This window comes from Arthrobacter sp. TWP1-1 (genome assembly GCF_049897845.1).
Classification (GTDB): Bacteria; Actinomycetota; Actinomycetes; order Actinomycetales; family Micrococcaceae; genus Specibacter.
Map to the genome: position 1 here is coordinate 298,051 of NZ_JAFCXC010000003.1, position 17,005 is coordinate 315,055.

Genomic DNA, 17,005 nt, shown 5'->3' on the forward strand with positions numbered 1-17,005 from the left:
CAAGCTCGTAGCGGGACCTTCGCGGGCGTGGGCCCAAGCTAGGAGGATTAGTCCTCCAGGTCGACCTCGCGGGCCATGGTGGCGCCGATTTCGGTCTTGATGGCCTCGAGCAGGCTCTGCGGCACGGAGCTGTCGACCGTGATAAGTGCCAGTGCCTGGCCGCCTTCGGTGTGACGGGCAACCTGCATGCCGGCGATGTTGACGTTGTTCTCGCCCAGCAAGCGGCCCAAGGTGCCAACAACTCCGGGGCGGTCCGCGTAGGAGATCACCAGGAGGTGATCGCTCATGGGAATTTCAAGCTCGTAGCCGTTGACGGAGACGATCTTCTGGATCTGCTTCGGACCAGTCAAGGTACCGGAAACGGAGATCTGTGAATCGTCCGACAGGGCGCCGCTGATGGTCAGCATGTTGCGGTAGTCGGCTGATTCGAGCGTGGTGATCAAGTTGGTCTTGATACCGCGCTGCTCGGCCAGGACCGGAGCGTTGACGTAGGAGACCTGCTCCGAAACAACGTCCTTGAAGACGCCCTTCAGTGCAGATAGTTCCAAGGCCTTGACGTCGAGGGCGGCAATTTCACCGGCGACCGTGACATCGATCTGGGTGACGGAAGCGTGGCACAGCGCGGTGAAGATGCGGCCCAACTTCTCGATCAGCGGGATGCCCGGACGAACCTCGGCGGCAATGACGCCACCGGCAACGTTCACGGCATCCGGAACGAGCTCGCCGGCCAATGCAAGGCGCACAGACTTGGCGACGGAGACGCCGGCTTTTTCCTGGGCTTCATCGGTGGAGGCACCCAGGTGCGGGGTGGCAATTACGTTGTCGAGTCCGAGGAAGTCAACGTCGGTTGCGGGCTCCTTGACGAAGACGTCAATGCCGGCTCCGGCAATTTCACCTTCGCGCAGGGCAATGTTCAAGGCCGCTTCGTCGATGAGGCCACCGCGAGCCACGTTGATGACGTAGGCGGTCTTCTTCATCTTCTTGAACGCTTCGGTGCCGATCATGCCCAGGGTTTCCGGGGTGCGCGGCATGTGAATCGTGATGAAGTCGGACTGCTCCAACAGCTCATCAAGTGAGAGCAGCTGGACGCCAAGGCTGGCGGCGCGGGCCGAGGTGACGTAGGGATCGTAAGCAACGATCTCCATGCCGAAGGCCTTGGCGCGCTCGGTGATCAAGGCGCCGATGCGGCCCAAGCCGATGATGCCAAGCTTCTTTTCCAGCAGTTCGGTGCCGGTGTACTTTGAGCGCTTCCACTCGCCATTCTTCAGCGCCGTGCTGGCGGCCGGGATGTGGCGGGCCAAGGAGAGGATATGACCGATGGTCAGTTCCGCAGCGGAGACAATGTTCGACGTCGGCGCGTTCACCACCATGACACCGGCCTGGGTTGCAGCCTTGATGTCAACGTTGTCCAGCCCCACACCGGCACGAGCGATGACCTTCAAGTTCTTGGCCGCGGCGATGGCCTCGGCGTCCACGAGAGTTGCGGAGCGAACCAGGATCGCGTCAACGTCAACAATGGCGGAAAGCAGCTGGGATCGGTCCGCGCCGTCGGTCTGACGGATCTCAAAATCGGGACCCAGGGCCTCGATCGTGGCGGGCGAAAGTTCCTCAGCGAGGAGTACTACGGGCTTGGTGGCTGTCACCGGTGACCTCTTTAGCTTGTCGATAGTGTTCTTGTGGGGATTTTGGTGATGGTTCTTGCGCTACTAATTGAACGACAAAAGCCGAATTCCAGTTTATGGGAGTCCAGCATCCGGACCGTAATAATCGGCAAGATCACCGACGCAAGCGACGCAAATCACATAGGCATTGGGGAGTTTGTCCAAATTGTGGTCACTTGGACGCTGTCTCCACTTTGCCTCAAACGTGTCTTAAAGTTCGACGGCGCCTGCCGCACCCACGTGGGTCCGGCAGGCGCCGTCGAACTTGGAAAAACGATCTAGGAGAGCTGGCCGTTAGCGGGCTACGGAGCCTTCGGTGTAGTCGTCGCTGTTGCTGACCCAGGAGAAGAGTCCACGGAGTTCGCGGCCGGTGGCCTCGATCGGGTGCTCTTCGCCCTTCTTGCGCAGGGCCTTGAATTCAACGCCGCCGTTGTCCTGGTCTTCGATGAAGCGAGTAGCGAAAGCACCGCTCTGGATGTCCGCGAGAACAGCCTTCATGTTTTCCTTCACCTCGGGGGTGATGACGCGCGGGCCGGAGACGTAGTCGCCGTACTCGGCAGTGTCGGAAACGCTCCAACGCTGCTTGGCGATGCCACCTTCCCACATGAGGTCAACGATGAGCTTGAGCTCGTGCAGTACCTCGAAGTAAGCGATTTCCGGCTTGTAGCCAGCTTCGGTCAGAACTTCGAAGCCGTACTGAACCAGCTGTGAGGTACCACCGCAAAGAACTGCCTGCTCGCCGAACAAGTCGGTTTCGGTCTCTTCAGTGAACGTGGTCTCGATAACGCCGGCGCGGGTTCCGCCGATGCCCTTTGCGTAGGACAGGGCCAGAGCCTTAGCGCCACCGGTGAAGTCCTGCTCAACAGCGATCAGGTCGGGGATACCGCGGCCTGCTTCGAATTCGCGGCGCACGGTGTGACCCGGAGCCTTCGGAGCAACGAGGGCAACGTCAACGTTGGCCGGCGGGGTGATGTAGCCGAAGCGGATGTTGAAGCCGTGGCCGAAGAAGATGGCGTCGCCAGCCTTCAGGTTCGGTGCAATGTCCTCTGCGTATACGAAGCGCTGAACCTGGTCCGGGGTCAGGATCATGATGAGGTCGGCTTCAGCCGTTGCTTCTGCAACGCTGAGGACGCGCAGGCCCTCTGCCTCTGCCTTAGCAATGGACTTGGAGCCCGCCTTGAGGCCAACGCGTACGTCAACACCGGAATCGCGCAGGTTCAGTGCGTGGGCGTGGCCCTGGCTGCCGTAACCAATGATGGCGACCTTGCGACCCTGGATGATGGACAGGTCTGCATCGTCGTCATAGAACATGTCAGTCACAGTGAAACTCCTTGAATAACTTGAATAAATGGTGTGTGTTGCTGTCTTTGAAAAATAATTCGTTGGCCCCAAGAGGCCGGTCTGCGTGCGGGGCTTTCGCTCTAGGAAGCGCGAAGTGCCCTGTCGCTCATTGAGCGGGATCCCCGCCCAATGGCCAAGGTGCCTGATTGCACGATCTCCCGGATCCCGAAGGGTTCCAAGACGTTCAGCAATGCTGCAAGCTTGTCCGCGTAGCCGGTGGCCTCGATGGTCAATGAGTCTGTGGACACATCAACCACTGAAGCCCTGAAGAGATCTGCGGCTTGGGTTACCTGCAGTCTCGTGGCGGCATCCGCACGTACCTTGACCAGGATGTGGTCCCTTTGCACGGAATTCTCTGAAACAAGTTCAACGATCTTGATGACGTTGACTAGTTTATTCAGCTGTTTGGTGACTTGTTCAATCAGGTCACCGTTGGCGTCGACCACAACCGTCATACGAGACATGCCCGCAATCTCGGTGGGGCCAACAGCCAAGGAATGGATGTTGAAGGCGCGGCGGGCAAACATGCTTGCCACGCGGGTCAAGACGCCGGGCTTGTCTTCAACCAGTACGGAAAGAGTATGTCGGCTCATGTCTAGTCCTCCTCGTCCCACACCGGTGTCATGTTCCGGGCAACTTGAATTTGATCATTACTGACGCCCGCGGGCACCATCGGCCACACCATGGAATCGGGGCTGACCACGAAGTCAATGATGACAGGGCGGTCGTTGATGGCCAAGGCCTTCTCGATCGTGGCGTCAATGTCCTCGACGCGCTCGCACCGCAGGCCCACACAACCGTAGGCATCTGCAAGCTTGACGAAGTCCGGAACCCGGATGGTGTCGTGACCGGTATTCAAGTCGGTGTTGGAGTAGCGGCTGTTGTAAAACAGCGTCTGCCACTGCCGCACCATGCCCAGGGAGGAGTTGTTGATGATGGCAACCTTGATGGGGATGTTGTTGATGCGGCAGGTTGCCAGTTCCTGGTTGGTCATTTGGAAACAGCCGTCACCATCGATGGCCCAGACAACACGATCGGGGTTGCCCACCTTGGCGCCCATGGCGGCCGGGACGGAGTAACCCATGGTGCCAGCACCACCGGAGTTGAGCCAGGAGCGGGGGCGTTCGTACTTGATGAACTGTGAAGCCCACATCTGGTGCTGGCCAACGCCTGCAACAAATACACCCTCGGGGCCGGTCAGGGCACCAATGCGTGAGATGACCCGTTGCGGGGACATGAGGCCGTCTTCCGGCTCCGTCCAACCCAGCGGGTAGGTGTCACGCAGGTTGCCAAGGAATGCCCACCAATCACCGAGATCGGGGGTTCCGCTGGCGTCAAATTCGGTCTTCACGGCGGCCGTCAGGTCCGGGATGATCTCCTTGAGGGAGCCAACGATCGGCACATCGGCTGTGCGGTTCTTGGAGATTTCCGCCGGGTCGATGTCCGCGTGGATGACCTTGGCGTGTGGGGCGAAGCTGCTAAGCACGCCGGTGACACGGTCGTCGAAACGAGCGCCCAGGGTGATGAGCAGATCCGATTGCTGCAGGGCCGTAACAGCGGAGACGGAACCGTGCATGCCGGGCATTCCCACGTGCAGCGTGTGCGAATCAGGGAACGCGCCGCGAGCCATGAGCGTGGTGACAACAGGGGCCCCAGTCAGCTCGGCCAGAACCATGAGTTCTTCTGCAGCGTTCGCCTTGATGACGCCGCCGCCAACGTAAAGCACGGGCTTCTTGGCTTCGGCGATCAAACGGGCTGCCTCACGCAACTGCTTTGAGTGGCCACGGAATACGGGGCGGTAGCCGGGCAGGTCGATGACCGGCGGCCAGGAGAACGTCATCTGCGCCTGCTGGGCGTCCTTGGCGAAGTCAACCAAGACCGGGCCGGGGCGTCCGGTGGAGGCGAGGTGGAATGCCTCGGCCAACACACGGGGAATGTCGTTGGGGTCCGTCACCAGGTACGAGTGCTTGGTGATCGGCATGGTGATGCCAACAATGTCGGCTTCCTGGAAGGCGTCGGTGCCGATGACTGAGCTGGCGACCTGGCCGGTAATGGCAACCAACGGAACAGAGTCCATGTGCGCATCCATGATGGCGGTGACAAGGTTGGTTGCACCGGGGCCGGAGGTGGCGATGCAAACGCCAACGTTGCCGGTGACCATGGCGTAACCCTGGGCCGCGTGACCGGCACCCTGTTCGTGGCGCACCAAAATGTGATTCAGGGACGACGCCATGAGCGGATCGTAAGTAGGGAGGATTGCTCCACCGGGCAAACCGAAGATGTCCTTGACGCCAAGCTCTTCAAGGGACCGGACAAGGGCCTCGGAGCCAGTCATCTGTACGGGCGCCACAACATTGTTGGGCCCGACGACGTCGGAGGCTGGGTTGGTGGTGCTGGCGACACCTGACTTGGTGCCACCTTGGGCACCGTGTCCGGAGGACTTGGCTGCCATCAGCGCTGGGCTGGCGGGCGTTCCTTTGCTCATCGGTTCTTCCTTTAGGAAACTCATGCTTTGGGTAAATCTTCTTTGCTTGCGTTCAATTTTGGATGCTGCACGCAGTACTACGAGTTGCCGCTGGTGGTGGAAACAAAAAACCCCTCAGCCCATAAGTCACTTGGCGAGGGGGTATGCACGTGGCGTGACATACTCTCATGCGAGCGTCACGGGATCTATGACCTTGGGTGCGGTCACTTCGCGTCACGCGCTAGCTAATGACGACTACGAGATTTCGTTGCATGTCTGCAAGTCTCCCGTTTTCCGCTCCTGAGTGTCAAACAGGCCACACTCGCGTCTCACTATTTGGACACGTAGTCCACTCTATGGTCATCGTGTCCATTTTCAGGAGTTTTCCCAGCAAACTCGCGCCTGGTCACCTTGTTCTCAGACGGGTCTGATGACATTTTCGCGAGCCAACACCTGCAGGCTCGGGTGAGCACTGAGCGCATCGACCCCGTGCGTAGCCAAGACCGTGAGCAATGCTGCCGCGGGTACGTGTACGCCACTCAACAATAGAGGGGAGGTCGAATCATATTGCGTAATAAGCGACCACTCCCCAACTTCGGGATAAACAGCCGTCATCCCCGAGAAGTAAAAACTCAGCCACTGGCCACCAACCTGGCACAGGATCCGCTGATTACTCACGACTAGGCGGCACGGCTGACGCTCGCGCCATTGGGCTGCCGCTAGCTGGGATGCAGCGTTTCGCCGAGCGGCATTTGACATGGCGCTAATCCCTAAACCTGCGAGAACAAAAGCCGGCCGGCCAAAGTAAAAAGCCGAACTTTGCGAGTAGCTCACGTCCACGCCGTAGTGGCGCGCATAATCGGCCGGAACATCTAGGAAGAAGACCTCATTGGAGTTGGCGACAACATCCCAAATGTGGAGCCCGTCCGGCACTTCGCGCCGGACCAGGGTCTGATGCAGCACTCTGGCATGCTCCCAAGCCCGAGTCGAGATGCTCTCCTGCTGCGCAACGGCAGCCTCGGTTTTGGTGAGATGACCGTTGGATCGACGCCAGTGGCGAAACGTTTTGTAACCGCCAATAGAGGCACGGACAAGTGCGGTGATGGGACCGGCTATGGCTACGAGCAGCAATAATAAAACCAGCCACATCCACCAGGTCGGAAGACTTTCGTTATCGAGCCCTTGGTTGATCCACATGACCCCGAGCATGGCCGCGAAGTAAATGACAGGCGCCGCAATAAGCGGAACCGCCCATCTCAAATGACGTCGCCATCTCGCCGATTTAATTCCTGAAGCATGTCCCCTAGATACTTTTTTCATTAGCTAGAGCATAGCGACAGGCAGCATTTATGGGCCGTAACAAAGCGTGCTAGCCGCAATAAGCTCCCGTTGACGCACTGTTGACGAGTTTCGCATACTTGGCCAACACCCCCGTGGTGAACTTGGCCGGAAGCGGCTCCCAGCCCTCCTTGCGAGATTCAAGTTCCGCCGGCTCCACCAGTAAGTCAAAGGATCGGGCCGCGATGTCGACTCGGATCGTGTCGCCGTCGCGCACGAACGCGATGGGACCGCCGTCGACCGCCTCAGGCGCAACGTGACCAATACACAGCCCAGTTGTGCCGCCGGAGAAGCGCCCATCCGTGAGCAATAGAACGTCCTTGCCCAGCCCCGCACCCTTGATGGCGCCGGTAATGGCCAACATTTCGCGCATGCCCGGGCCACCCTTGGGCCCCTCATAGCGGATCACCACAACATCACCGGCATGAATTTCGCCCCTGTCCAATGCTTCAAGGGCACCCTGCTCTCGCTCAAAGACGCGCGCCGTGCCTTCAAAAACATCTAGATCGAACCCGGCGCTTTTCACCACGGCACCCTCCGGGGCCATGGATCCGTGCAGGATGGTGATGCCGCCGGTCTTGTGCAGCGGGTTGTCCATCGCCCGGAGCACCTTCCCGTCCGGGTCAGGCGGGTTGATCTGCGCCAAGTTTTCCGCCACCGTTTTACCCGTGACGGTGAGGCAGTCGCCGTGGAGGAGTCCGGCGTCGAGCAGGGCCTTCATGATGACGGGCACACCGCCGATCTTGTCCACATCGAACATGACGTAGCGGCCGAAGGGCTTCAAGTCGCCCAGATGGGGAACGCGGTCACCAATTCGATTGAAGTCCGCGAGCGTCAGATCAACATTCGCCTCACGGGCAATGGCGAGAAGGTGAAGGACAGCATTTGTGGAACCGCCGAACGCCATGGTGACGGCAATGGCATTCTCAAACGCCTCCTTCGTCATGATGTCGCGGGCGCGGATGCCGAGGTGGAGCAGATTCACCACCGCCTCCCCCGACTTGCGCGCAAACATGTCACGACGGCGGTCAGCGCTGGGCGGGGCGGCGGAACCCGGCAGGGACATGCCCAACGCTTCACCGATACAGGCCATGGTGTTGGCCGTGTACATGCCACCGCAGGCACCCTCCCCGGGGCAGATGGCCCGCTCGATGCTGTCGAGATCTTTCAGGCTCATCTTCCCGGCGGCACAGGCACCCACGGCCTCGAAGGCGTCGATCAGGGTGACTTCCTTCTCCGTGCCGTCCTCGAGCTTTGCGAAGCCCGGCATAATGGAACCCGCGTAGAGGAAGACGCTGGCGAGGTTCAGCCGGGCCGCCGCCATCAGCATGCCGGGCAGGGACTTGTCGCAGCCTGCAAGCAGCACGGAGCCGTCAAGCCGCTCGGCCATCATGACCGTTTCGACGGAGTCGGCGATGACTTCACGTGAGACGAGTGAGAAGTGCATGCCCTCGTGGCCCATGGAGATGCCGTCGGAAACCGAAATGGTGCCGAACTGCATGGGGAACCCATCGGCGGCAAAAACGCCCTCCTTGGCACCCTGCGCCAACCGATTCAGGGACAGGTTGCACGGAGTAATTTCATTCCAGGAACTGGCGACGCCAATCTGCGGCTTCCGGAAGTCGTCGTCGCCCATGCCGACCGCACGAAACATGCCGCGGGATGGAGCCGCATGGAGGCCATCCGTGACTACGCGGCTGCGGGGCTTGATGTCAGGCTTGCCGTCCTTCGTGCGAACCACGTCATCCGCAGGCGCGACGGCCGACGCATTCTCGACGGCACTATTTCGGTTGGCACTGTTCTCGATGGCACTACTTCCGGCGCTCATGTGCGTCAGTCTACGACTCATGCGTGAACTACGTCACTCCCCTTGACCGTCCGGGCCGATGGCGACAAAAATCTTCGATGAATTTTTGGGGCGAAAAACCCTAGATTACGGGCATCCTGGCCAGACCTTTTGTGATCCGCGGCTCAAAATGCCTAAAACCGTACTTTTGGATTTCACACTCACCGAAAAAGCCCGTATAGTTTCATGTCGTTGCGAGGAACACCACGGACACAATCCGAAGTGCCACTCAGCAGTGAAAAAGATGCACCTCTAGCTCAATTGGCAGAGCAATTGACTCTTAATCAATGGGTTTCCGGTTCAAGTCCGGAGGGGTGCACGGGTAAAACCGCTCCGACACTGGTAACAACTAGTGTCGGTGCGGTTTTTTACTGCAAAGATAAATGAATGCACCTCTAGCTCAATTGGCAGAGCAATTGACTCTTAATCAATGGGTTTCCGGTTCAAGTCCGGAGGGGTGCACAAAGGGTAACCGCTTCACTACTGCTAACAAGCAAGTAGTGAAGCGGTTTTTTGTTGCCCGAAAATGACTCTCAGTTGAGGGAATGGCTCCGCGACAAACCTGATCCAGACAAGCCTGCATGAGCCTCACGGACCAACTCAAGGCATGTGACGTCCCAATCCGACGTGCCACCACCGGGGCCAAGAGCGACACCAGGCACAACTGCCCTCGCTGACAGGTGAACGGCGTCCACGCCCGCACGTTGCAAGGCGGGCAGATCCTCGATGCGCACACCACCGCCAGCCATCACCTCAATACCGGCAGGTGCTTGGGCGGACATTGCCTCCAGAACGGCCAATCCGTCGATGCTTCGCGCGGCACCACCGGACGTCAGAACCCGCCTCACACCAGCCTCCGCCAGGGTGGCCAGCTCCCCCAAGGGCTCGGGGCAGGAATCAATGGCCCGGTGGAACGTGACGGCCAGGCCCTCTGCGGCATCGAGCCAACGCCTGAGGGCCTCGGTGTCAATGCGCGCCTCCGGAGTAAGTGCACCAACAACAATCCCGTGGACACCTGCGCGCCGGAGCGCCCTGATCTCCCGTTCCATGGTGGCTACCTCATGGCTGTCGTACACGAAGCCACCGCCCCGTGACCGTACCAAGGCGTGCACAAAAGCACCGCGGCCCTCAGTGGCCTCAAGGGTCTGCTCTGTTACTCCTTGCGATGGGGTCAGCCCACCCAGCCGAAGCGCAGTGCACAATTCAATACGTGCGGCTCCCCCGGAAGCCGCAACTAGTGCTCCGGCAACGTCCTGGACAGCAATTTCCAAATCGATCATGGTGTTCTTTCTTTCGGGAAACTCATTCGTCGAACGCAAACGTTGAACGCAAAGCGGAGTCGTTATCGCTAACCTCAGCTGTTGACGGGCAGCTATTGCAGAAGTACCTTCCCCGGCCATCCGGCCACGACGTCACTACGTTCGGCAAAACTCTCATAATCGAGCCCCGCAACAGCTCCGGTCCACATTTTCTGCGCCAGAACGCCAAAAGCAGGCTTCACTAGGTCAAAGACAAGCTGTTCGTCGTAGCTGTTCATCACCAGGTCATTCCAGACGGCCGATGCTGCACCGAGCAGCTGTGGATGCCCGGGATAAAGATCCTTGCCATCGCCAAAAACGTGCGGTTCCCACGACTCAAACAAAGCCTGCGCATCCAAGGCCCCGCCGTGGTAATAGTCGGCGAAGGGCACGATGTACAGCAAATTGTCATTGGTGTTGATGACCTTGTACCCATCAGCCACCGCAGCCTGGCCGCTGTACCAATCGTTGTTCCAGGCGCAGACGGTGACGTCCCGGTTGTATCCCGCCGGGCCCGGGGCTCCTGCTCCACCGGACATGGTGCTCAAGCTCCCCCACGCCACGGGATCCTTGCCCAGCGAGCGTACGTGGGCGCTGATGGTGTTGAAGAACTGGCGGTAGTCTTCCGTGTGTTCCTTGCTGTACTCGTCAGCTCCAAAGTGGACCGAGCGCCCCCGGAACCACGGCACGAATTCGGTAAAGAGATCCTTCACCAACTCGACAGTTTCGGTTTTTCCGAGATCGAGCATGTCCGAGTCCCCGCCGTTCAGCCCCGTCTCGGGACGCCACCGGATGATGGCACGCGAGTGCGCTGGAACGTCCAATTCCGGAACCAGCTGCACGTGCCGGAGTTCGGCCAGGTCCTCGAAGGAATCCCAGTCTGCGCGGCTGTAGGCCCCATCTTCCGACGCCAGTCCAGCAGTCCACGCCGATTCCGAAGCCAAGCGGAAACCGTTCTGCGCCTCATCCCAGCTGCGCTTGGTGTCCTTGGTGATCTCGTTGTCATTGAGGTGGATCATGAACGTGTTGACCTTGAACCAGCTCATCATGCGGATGTAGTCACGCACGGCTTCCGACCGGGCAAACCTGCGGCCAACATCAAGCATGAAGCCACGCACGGGATAATTCGGCCAGTCAACGGCCGTACCGCCCGGCAGTTCCATGGACGACGCCAGCATCTGCAGCAGGCTGCGCGTTCCCCAGTACACCCCGGTGGCCGTCCGCGCCGTGATCTTCACGATCTTCACGCCGCCGTCGATCTCCAGCCAGTAGCCTTCCACGGCGGCCGTGGCATTCTCGGTAGGGAACACCAGAAACGGATCGAGCGCCAGCTCAACCTTCACGGTCTCCGCTGCGCTACCCGAGATGGTTCCGGTGACGCCAGTCAGTTCTGCCATGTCGGTAATGAACGTCGTCGCAATTGCCGCCAATTCCGGGGCATGTTCGACGTCGAAACCCCCGCGCAGGGTCACGACCCCGTCGGCTGGTTGCCACTGTTGAATGGCCGGTATCACCCGGGGAGTGGTGTCGGCTGCATGGTGGGAATTGCCTGTGGCGGTCAAGTGATCAGTCCATTTCCGTGGAGTTGAGTTTGATAAGGAAGCCTCCGGGCCCCACTCAAAAGTAGGAGCCCGGAGGTTGTGGATTGCTAGCAGCCGGCGCCTTGTGCAGCGCCGACGGTCGTCGTGCCGATCACGGGAGCACCAAAGTAGTCGCGCCCTCCATTGTTGGCGATGGCTCCGCCGGCGCCGATGGCCGGCGAGGCGGCCTGCAGCTTGTAGCCACCGGCGGAGTTGAGGCCCTGCGCTGTGCCCGGGTTGCACATGAGAGGGTTGGCAGTGCTGCCGCCGGGGTTGGCAGGCTGTCCCTGGATCCATGCTGAAATCACGTTGTTCTCAAGGGTATAGCCGGTGTTGGCCAACAGCTTGAACGTGACCGTGCCGGTGCCGCCCTTGTAGACAATGTTGTTCCGGAATTTCACGTTGCGCTGCGCGTCAACGTTCTCGTTGAGCACTGTCTGGGAGATGCCGTCACCAATGTAGATCGTGTTGTTGTACACGTCGGCGCTTTCAATTGGCCCCTTGCAGTTCTCCACGCCGCGGAAGGAATCGTTCTGGCTGATGTTGTACCGCACCACCGAGTCCCGCTGGATGTTGTTGTGCGTGCACAGCAGGAAGAATCCGCCGTCATTGTCGTGGCTGAAGTTGTATTGGAAGGCGGCACCAATGTTGCCGCCGTCAATGTCATAGGCCATGCCATCCAATGTTCCATGGCCGCCGGAGGTGTCATTGAACTGGGCAAGCATGTAGTTGCTGTTGAAGGACCACAGCCCGGCGTTGTAGCCGGCAGAGCGAAGGTTAAAGCCCTTGATCGTGTTGTTCTCCACGAGCGCGCCTTCGGTGGTGTTCATGACGATCCCGTCCCCGCCAATGTCGCTCAGGAGGTTGCCGCGCAGCACCACGCCGGTGGCAGGAAGCCAGTTGGGAGTTCCTGTGCAGCCAATTTCCGGCCGGCAGCTCCACGTACTCAGCATGATATTGATGGCCTGGCGGTTGATGTGGGTCAGGGTGTTGTTCAGGAGTTCGACTCCGTCAAAGGTGGTGGGCACGGTGGTCCCGGTGACCTGGAACGCGATACCCTGGCTGCCGGCGGGTCCCTTGGCGTCGTCACCGACAATGTCGTGGATGTCAAGGTTCTCCAGCAGATAGCCGCTTCCGGTGCCATAATCCTGCAGCTGAACGGTGATCCCGCGACGGTTGGTGCCGGGGTTCTCGGCGTTGGTGATGGCAAGGTCTTTGAGGACAATGTGTTCCTGGTTGAACAGGTGCACAACCGTGTAGGCGCCCTTGGCGTCAATGGTGGCTCGTTCGGGTGCGTCTCCGAAATCGCCCACCACAATGGGCTCAGCGGCAGTACCACTGCCCTGGAATTTCAGTGTCCCCGTGCAACTCGTGCCGCGCTTGAACAGCAGCTGTTCCCCTGGGAGGAGCTGCAACCCAGCAATCTGGGTGAGGGCATTGAACGGCTGCTCGGCCGATCCGTCGCCGGCAATTGTGGCCGAGCAGTCCACATAATGAATGGGCAGGGCCTGTGCCGCTTCAGGTTTGCCGGCCCATGTGGGCTGTCCCTGGTTGGCGGACGCGGCGGCTCCTACTGCAGCGGGATTGTCAGGGGCCCCGGGAGAGGCAGCTTGGCCTCCGGGAGCCATGGGCGGAGGCGCCGCAAGTGCGGGAGTGTTCCCGAGCAGAGTTAGTCCCAGGACGGTGGCAAGGCAAAGGGTGCTGAGGGCATGTCTTTTCACGTGCGGTGTCTCCTTGGCTTGGTTCTTGCTGACAATCACGCCGAGCGGCGCGGGTGAATTATGAAGGCGTCTACGCCCCTTCGGCCGCCATCATGGCGTGCCTGTCGGCCCTGCGTTGCCGTTGTCTGGCCGGGTCCGCCACCGGCGACGCCATCAAGAGGCGCCGGGTGTACGGGTGGCTTGGATCGGCGGTGACCTGCTCCGCTTCACCGAACTCCACCACGTCCCCGTGGTACAGCACGCAGACGCGGTGGCTCAAATGCCGCACAACGGCCAAATCATGCGAGATGAATAGATACGCCACCCCTGTTTGCTCCTGGATTTCCAAGAACAAATCCAGGACCCGCGCCTGCGTGCTGAGGTCCAGGGCCGAAACGGGTTCATCACACACAATGAGCTTTGGTTCCATGGCTAACGCCCGGGCAATGGCAACACGTTGACGTTGGCCACCGGAAAATTCGCGCGGCAGCCGCGCCGCGGCATCGGCCGGCAACTGCACCCGGTCAAGGAGCCCGGAAACCCGCACCCGAGCCTTGGCAGCGGTCATACCTTGAACCACGAGCGGTTCCGAAAGGATGTCGGCAATCGTCATGGACGGATTCAGGGACGTATAGGGATCCTGAAAGACCACTTGGACGTCCTTGCTGACCGCCCGGCGGGCAGTTGGATTCAAATGCGAGATGTCTTGTCCGTCAAATATGATCCTTCCACCGCTCACAGGTGCCAGCCCCAAAACCGCGCGGCCGATCGTGGTCTTCCCGGAACCGGATTCCCCTACCAAGCCCACCGTCTCCCCGGGCTTGACGTCAAGGTTCACGCTTTTCAGTACACGGACAGGGGGCTTGCGCCAGCCGCGGCGCGGGTATTCGGTGATCAGGTTTTGAATGTCCAACAACGGTGCGCTCACAATGCCGCCTCCTCAAGAGTTTGTGCTTCCTCAGGAAGCAGCCGCGTACGGGGTGTCTTGTTTTCCAGTCCGGATCCCAGAAGCATTTGCGTATATGCGTCCTGGGGATCTGCGAAGAGTTCCTCAACACCGTTTTGCTCCACGATCTGGCCCAGTTTCATGACAGCCACCCGATCACAAAGATCGGCAACGACACCAAAGTTGTGCGTCACCAAAACCACGGCCATGCCCTTCTCGTGCTGCAGTTCACGGAGCAAGTCCAGCACTTCGGCCTGAACAGTCACGTCCAATGCTGTGGTGGGCTCGTCGGCTATCAAGACATCCGGATCACACGCCACGGCACCAGCAATCAGCACACGCTGTGCCATGCCACCGGAGATCTGGTGTGGATACGAATCAAATGTTCGCTGCGGGTCGGCAATGCCAACCCGCGCCAGCATGGCCAAGGCCTTCTGGGTAGCCTCTGCTTTGCCCAGCCCGAGCTGACGGCGGATTGGTTCGACCAGTTGGAAGCCGATCCGGAAAGTGGGGTCCAGGTTGGACATGGGCTCCTGCGGAATGTAGGCCACCGATTTCCCCAGCAGGGCACGCCGTTCCTTCTTGGACAGGGCCGCCACCGACTGACCGGCAATTTCCACCTCGCCGCCAAGGATGCGTCCGCCGGTGGGCAGCAGGCCGAGGATGGCCCACGCGGTCTGAGTCTTGCCCGAACCGGACTCGCCCACCAGGCCAAGCACCTCGCCCTTGCGGACACCGAAGGAGATATCCTTCACCACGGCCTTGTAGCCGTCTTCGGAGGGATACCCCACCTGGAGGTTCCGAACGAGCAGAATACTGTCCTCGGGGATGCTCGCGTTGCCGGGGACCTCCTGGAGGTTACCACTGACACCCGTGGAGGCATCGGCGTCGTGCGTGGCCTTGGCAACTGCGGAGGTGCCGCGTCGCTTGCGGACCTTAGCTGAGGGACGGTCTTCAAGGGCGTCGCGCAGGCTGTTACCGAAGAGAATCAGCGCGGCGTTCACCACACCCAGCGCAATACCGGGCCAGAGCATGAGGCCAGGGGCAATGTACAGGTTAACCAAGGCTTCGTTGAGCATGGTTCCCCACGTGGGCACCGTGACGTCGCCCAGTCCAAGGAAGTCCAGACCGGCCTGCACCCCAATCACTACAACTCCGGCCAGAGCGGCATAGATGATGATTGGCGCGCGGATGGCCACCAGCACGTGACGGCCCAGTATTCGACCCAGGCTAAGGCCCGAGACACGTGCGGCATCTACGTAAAGTTCGTTGCGCACTCCGCTGACAATGGTGCGGACCAGGCAGTGGAAGCCGGGGGCCATGAGCACACCGAAGATGGTCATGCTCAGCCACACATTGCTGCCCCAGACAGCGCGGACGGCGAGCAGGATCATGATGTTGGGCAGGGCAATGATCAAATTGCTCACCCAGTCCACACTGGAATCCAGCTTGCCGCCGAAGTAGCCGGCGAACAGGCCGGTGGTGACGCCGATGGCCATGGCGATGGCAAGTGCTAGGCCTGCGCCGCCAAGCGTGATGCGGCCACCATAGACAAGGCGGGAAAAGACGTCGCGTCCGGCGCTGTCGGTGCCCAGCCAGTGCTCGGCTCCGGGCGGCAGTAGGGCCTTGCCGATGTCGCCCACGTTGGGGTCATAACGGGTCAAGAGCGGCGCCATGATGACAGCTAGGATCACCAGGATCAGAACACTCAGTGAGATGGCAGCCATCGGGGACCCGGCAATGCGCCGGAGGATGCTTTGGCGCCGTGCTTCGGCACTTTTGCTCGGCGTCGTGCTGCTGGCCGTACCGGGGATAAGAGGTTGCGCAGTATTGGGGGGAATGCTCATGACAGCCGCACTTTCGGGTTGAGCCAGCCATTGATGAGGTCGATGACGAGGTTGACGATCACCACAATGACCACGGAAATTACCACTGCACCCACCACGATGGGGATGTCGCCCACTCCGGTGGCTTCCACGGCAATGCTGCCCAAGCCGGGCAGGGCAAAGACCTGCTCAATCATGACGGCACCCGACATCAGCCCAATAAAATTCAGGGAAAGCACCGTCAAGGTGGGAGGAGCAGCATTGCGGAGCACGTGCCGGAACAGCACGCTGGTCTCGGAGAGCCCACGGCTGCGCAAGGTTCGGACAAAGTCCATTTCCAGCACGCCAATGGTGGCGCTGCGGACCTGTTGGGACAAGCCGGCCACGGCACCAATAGCCAGCGAGAAGACCGGCAACAGCAGGCTTTGCATCCAGCCGAACGGTGATTGCGCAAAGGTAATGTAGCCGGTGGCGGGGACTAGGCCCCATTCAATGGATACTTTGACGATCATGACCAAAGCCAACCAGAAGCCCGGAAAGACCAATCCAACCACCGAGACGATCTGAAGGACGCGGTCCAGCCAGCCTCGGTACACGGCGGCGGCCACACCCATGATCAGGGAGACCAGGGTCGAGGCCACCACCGTCCCCACAGCAATGGACAAGGTGACGGGGATGCGGTTGAGCAGCAGGTAGCCTACGGATTCCGCATTGAACCAGGATTTGCCCAGATTGCCTTGGACGGCGTTGAACAGCCACTGACCATATTGGAGCAAAAGCGGGTTGTCTAAGCCCAGCTCGACTTTTTTAGCAGCGAGCTGCGCCAACGAGGCCTCGTCCCCCAAAATGTTACGGGCGACGTTTTCACTGTTGGCGAGCATGAGGGCAAATACGATGAATGATGCGCAGGCGATGAGGACGAGTCCGGCGCCAATCCTGCGGCTGATATAGGAAATCACTGCCACATCCTAGGGAGTGGGGCTCTGGGGCGGTTTCCCGCCCCAG

General features: G+C 60.2%; 12 protein-coding genes and 2 tRNA genes. 2 read left to right on the forward strand and 12 right to left on the reverse strand.

From position 1 onward, the window contains the following. Positions 1 to 47: 47 nt before the first annotated feature. From serA to ilvD, 6 genes are all read right to left on the reverse strand, one after another. Complete coding sequence (serA, locus tag ACP7B9_RS07805; protein WP_425862270.1) at positions 48 to 1,643, reverse strand: phosphoglycerate dehydrogenase; 1,596 nt, start codon at positions 1,641 to 1,643, stop codon at positions 48 to 50. A 312-nt stretch (positions 1,644 to 1,955) separates the two neighbouring features. Next, positions 1,956 to 2,981: a ketol-acid reductoisomerase gene (ilvC, locus tag ACP7B9_RS07810; protein WP_425862272.1), complete on the reverse strand. Its 1,026-nt coding sequence runs from the start codon at positions 2,979 to 2,981 to the stop codon at positions 1,956 to 1,958. 101 nt (positions 2,982 to 3,082) lie between these two features. Beyond that, positions 3,083 to 3,595, reverse strand: coding sequence for an acetolactate synthase small subunit (ilvN, locus tag ACP7B9_RS07815; protein WP_425862274.1), 513 nt, complete (start codon positions 3,593 to 3,595; stop codon positions 3,083 to 3,085). Between the two features lie 2 nt (positions 3,596 to 3,597). Further along, positions 3,598 to 5,487, reverse strand: coding sequence for an acetolactate synthase large subunit (locus tag ACP7B9_RS07820; protein ID WP_425862275.1), 1,890 nt, complete (start codon positions 5,485 to 5,487; stop codon positions 3,598 to 3,600). A 396-nt stretch (positions 5,488 to 5,883) separates the two neighbouring features. Continuing rightward, positions 5,884 to 6,726: a hypothetical protein gene (locus tag ACP7B9_RS07825; protein ID WP_425862277.1), complete on the reverse strand. Its 843-nt coding sequence runs from the start codon at positions 6,724 to 6,726 to the stop codon at positions 5,884 to 5,886. A gap of 109 nt (positions 6,727 to 6,835) precedes the next feature. Then, positions 6,836 to 8,632 carry a dihydroxy-acid dehydratase gene (gene ilvD / locus ACP7B9_RS07830; RefSeq protein WP_425862279.1) on the reverse strand — a complete coding sequence of 599 codons (1,797 nt, stop codon included), beginning with the start codon at positions 8,630 to 8,632 and terminating at the stop codon, positions 6,836 to 6,838. Between the two features lie 264 nt (positions 8,633 to 8,896). On the opposite strand from ilvD, the gene ACP7B9_RS07835 reads away from it, so the two are divergent. Together ACP7B9_RS07835 and ACP7B9_RS07840 are read left to right on the forward strand one after the other, a co-directional pair. Continuing rightward, positions 8,897 to 8,969: transfer RNA gene (locus tag ACP7B9_RS07835), tRNA-Lys, on the forward strand. Positions 8,970 to 9,039: 70 nt separating this feature from the next. After that, a tRNA-Lys gene (locus ACP7B9_RS07840) sits at positions 9,040 to 9,112 on the forward strand. A gap of 71 nt (positions 9,113 to 9,183) precedes the next feature. On the opposite strand, the gene ACP7B9_RS07845 is transcribed toward ACP7B9_RS07840, so the two are convergent. The 6 genes from ACP7B9_RS07845 to ACP7B9_RS07870 all read right to left on the reverse strand — a co-directional run bounded on the left by ACP7B9_RS07845 (position 9,184) and on the right by ACP7B9_RS07870 (position 16,959). Continuing rightward, positions 9,184 to 9,930: a copper homeostasis protein CutC gene (locus tag ACP7B9_RS07845; protein ID WP_425862281.1), complete on the reverse strand. Its 747-nt coding sequence runs from the start codon at positions 9,928 to 9,930 to the stop codon at positions 9,184 to 9,186. 92 nt (positions 9,931 to 10,022) lie between these two features. Beyond that, positions 10,023 to 11,510, reverse strand: a complete 1,488-nt coding sequence (locus ACP7B9_RS07850; RefSeq protein WP_425862283.1) for a beta-N-acetylhexosaminidase — start codon at positions 11,508 to 11,510, stop codon at positions 10,023 to 10,025. An 86-nt stretch (positions 11,511 to 11,596) separates the two neighbouring features. Continuing rightward, positions 11,597 to 13,249 (reverse strand): hypothetical protein, encoded by a 1,653-nt coding sequence (locus tag ACP7B9_RS07855; RefSeq protein ID WP_425862285.1) that lies wholly within the window; start codon positions 13,247 to 13,249, stop codon positions 11,597 to 11,599. Between the two features lie 70 nt (positions 13,250 to 13,319). Further along, on the reverse strand, positions 13,320 to 14,156 hold the full coding sequence (locus ACP7B9_RS07860; protein ID WP_425862287.1) for an ATP-binding cassette domain-containing protein: 837 nt from the start codon (positions 14,154 to 14,156) through the stop codon (positions 13,320 to 13,322). Next, positions 14,153 to 16,021, reverse strand: a complete 1,869-nt coding sequence (locus tag ACP7B9_RS07865; protein WP_425862289.1) for a dipeptide/oligopeptide/nickel ABC transporter permease/ATP-binding protein — start codon at positions 16,019 to 16,021, stop codon at positions 14,153 to 14,155. Before ACP7B9_RS07865 ends, ACP7B9_RS07860 begins: the two co-directional genes overlap by 4 nt. Beyond that, a complete protein-coding gene (locus tag ACP7B9_RS07870) occupies positions 16,018 to 16,959 on the reverse strand; it encodes an ABC transporter permease (protein ID WP_425862290.1) in 942 nt (313 codons plus the stop codon). The genes ACP7B9_RS07865 and ACP7B9_RS07870 overlap by 4 nt, the downstream gene beginning before the upstream one ends. Between the last annotated feature and the right edge of the window lie 46 nt (positions 16,960 to 17,005).